This window comes from Planktosalinus sp., assembly GCF_059864935.1.
The window spans coordinates 1-2,880 of record NZ_JCBCCK010000372.1; the positions used below are offsets into that span (position 1 = coordinate 1).

The following is a 2,880-nucleotide window of genomic DNA, read 5'->3' on the forward strand; positions in this document are numbered from 1 at the left end:
CAAATCATGCTGGCGCCCAATCGGTATTTGTTTCGGGCACTGATGTATATGTAGCAGGATATGAATACAATAGCAGTAACATTAGTGTTGCTACACTCTGGAAAAACGGGACGCCACAACCCCTCGATGGAACAAATCAGGCTGGTGCCGAATCGGTATTTGTTTCGGGCACTGATGTATATGTAGCAGGAGATGAAGAAAATAGTAGCGGCATAGGGATTGCCACACTTTGGAAAAACGGGACGCCACAACCCCTTACCGATGGAATAAATCAGGCTGGTGCCGAATCGGTATTTGTTTCAGGCACTGATGTATATGTAGCAGGATATGGACGAAATAGCAGCAACATTTATGTTGCCACACTTTGGAAAAACGGAACACCACAAATACTTAGCTCAATACAAAGTAGAGCCTATTCAGTATTTGTTTCGGGCACTGATGTATATGTGGCAGGAGTTGAAGCAAATAGCAGCGGCTCAGGTGGTGTTCTCTGGAAAAACGGGGTGCCACAAATACTTAGCTCAGTACATAGTGGAGCCCTTTCGGTTTTTGTAGATGATGGGCAGTTGGGCATTGAGTCTGCTTTAGCTTTGCAAAGCAACTTTACACTTTACCCTAACCCGGTAAAAGATTTGTTGTACTTACAAAGCGAGCAAGAAATAGCAGACATAACGCTTTATTCCATTACCGGGCAACGATTGCAAATCTGGGAAAACCAAAGTAGCATAAACCTCTCAGCTTATGACAAGGGAATGTATTTGATAAAAATAAATACCCGAAATGGTATAACAACAAAACAAGTAATAAAGAAATAGAAAAATAAACTGGCATGTAGATTAATTAGTTTATGGATGAGTCTGTGAGCTTGCCTAACGCCTTACTCTTCATAGTCCTTCTCCGAAATTCTGTGAGGGGACGAAGCCTCAAACGGCGAAGCGGCATAAAGGATTTTGAGTTTTTACTCCTAATATTTTAATGAAAGTTGGAATCCTAAACCTAAAAGACTCTTCCTCAGATTAAAGAGAGTGATAATGTGCTGAGCTTCTCGACAGGCTCAATGAGTCACCTGTTAAAGTGTTGAAGCGACAGATGACAAAATTTGAAACCATAAACTATTAACCAATAAATTAACCATTAACCATTAACGATTAACAATGAACATTACATACTTTACAGAAGAACACGAATTATTTAGAAAAAGTTTTCAGGAATTTTTGCAAAAAGAAGTAGTACCCCACATTGAGAAATGGGAGAAAACCGGAACCATAGAGCGGTTTATCTGGAAAAAATTTGGTGAAATGGGGTATTTTGGCCTCAACTATCCTGAAAAATATGGGGGAATGGGCTTAGACCTTTTCTATATGGTTATTTTTCTTGAAGAATTGCAAAAAATAAATTCCGGTGGGTTTGCTGCTGCAATGTGGGTTCATGCATATCTGGCAATGACACACGTTAACCACGAAGGCAACGAAGAAATAAAACAAAAATACCTTCCTGCAAGTATAAGTGGAGAGAAAATGGGTTGTTTATGTATATCTGAACCTTTTGGTGGATCAGATGTTGCAGGAATGAAAACCACAGCTGTCAAACAAGGTGATACTTATGTAATCAACGGTTCTAAGACATTTATTACAAACGGGATTTATTCAGATTATCTTGTCGTAGCGGCAAAGACCAATCCTGAACTCGGCAGCAAGGGGATGAGTATATTTATAATGGACAGGGAAACTCCGGGAATTTCTGCAACCAAATTGGACAAGTTGGGCTGGAGGGCTTCAGATACTGCAGAAATTGCTTTTGATAATGTAGTGATTCCCGATTCAAACTTAATGGGGGAAGAAAACTTGGGCTTTACCTATATCATGCAACACTTTGCTCTTGAGCGTTTGATTATGGGAATAAATGCCCACGCCCGGGCCGAATTTGCTATAGACTATGCGCTGGACTATATGGCTGAACGAAAAGCCTTTGGGAAAACAATTAATCAATTTCAGGCTTTGAGGCACAAAGTGGCAGACCGTGCCAGTGAAGTAGAAATGTGTAAAGTTTTTAATTACAATGTAACCGCAAGGTTGAATAATGGCGAATATGTGGTCAAAGAAGCCACGATGTCAAAACTGCTTTCCACAAAAATTGCCGATGAGGTTATCTATGATTGCCTTCAGTTTTTGGGTGGTTATGGTTATATGGAGGAATACCCTTTGGCTAGATTACTGAGAGATAGTAGGCTTGGGCCTATTGGTGGTGGAACCTCAGAAATACTCAGAGAAATTTTAGCAAAAATTATTATAGATAAAAAGGAATACAAACCCGCGAAGTAAAAATTATCCAAAAAAAACAAAAATATTTTTGAAATAAAAAAAATATTTTAATTTTGCCTCACTAAACGAAAGGAGGTGTTTTTCCCTATGTTAATCATACCAGTTAAAGACGGAGAAAATATTGATAAAGCGCTTAAGCGTTACAAGAGAAAATTTGACAGAACAGGAGTCATGCGTCAATTGAGAAGCAGACAACAGTTTACAAAACCTTCCGTATCAAGACGTGCTGAAATTCAAAAAGCGCATTACATCCAAAGACTTAGAGACAGAGAAGACATTTAATACAATCTGTTTTTACAATAAAATCAGAAATCCCGATACTTCGGGATTTTTTTTGTTGATATAAATCATTTCATTCTCTTTGAAGTTTTGTAAATTTACAATGAAACAAAAAAGTATGCCCCTTTCAGCTTTCATCAATTACCTTAATTTAGAGAAAAACTATTCTGTTCATACAGTTAAGGCTTACCTTCACGACCTTGAAACTTTTAAAGATTTTATTCAAAATGAATTTGACTGCACCGATTTGAGAGCGGTCAACTATGCAATGATACGATCC

Annotated in this window: 4 protein-coding genes; all 4 read left to right on the forward strand. The window is 38.3% G+C overall.

Annotated features, from left to right (window positions below; translation table 11 throughout):
* Positions 1–815 (forward strand): T9SS type A sorting domain-containing protein (locus AC6F75_RS11640; protein ID WP_500715185.1); only part of this gene is annotated, 815 nt, incomplete at its 5' end.
* 339 nt (positions 816–1,154) lie between these two features.
* On the forward strand, positions 1,155–2,321 hold the full coding sequence (locus AC6F75_RS11645) for an acyl-CoA dehydrogenase family protein (RefSeq protein ID WP_500715186.1): 1,167 nt from the start codon (positions 1,155–1,157) through the stop codon (positions 2,319–2,321).
* 87 nt (positions 2,322–2,408) lie between these two features.
* Positions 2,409–2,603 carry a 30S ribosomal protein S21 gene (gene rpsU / locus AC6F75_RS11650; RefSeq protein ID WP_500715187.1) on the forward strand — a complete coding sequence of 65 codons (195 nt, stop codon included), beginning with the start codon at positions 2,409–2,411 and terminating at the stop codon, positions 2,601–2,603.
* A gap of 115 nt (positions 2,604–2,718) precedes the next feature.
* Positions 2,719–2,880 (forward strand): site-specific integrase (locus AC6F75_RS11655; RefSeq protein WP_500715188.1); only part of this gene is annotated, 162 nt, incomplete at its 3' end.

Excerpts from the sequence above, each read along its gene's own strand:
- AC6F75_RS11645 (WP_500715186.1), top strand. The coding sequence starts at position 1,155 with ATGAACATTACATACTTTACAGAAGAACACGAATTATTTAGAAAAAGT.
- rpsU (WP_500715187.1), top strand. The coding sequence starts at position 2,409 with ATGTTAATCATACCAGTTAAAGACGGAGAAAATATTGATAAAGCGCTT.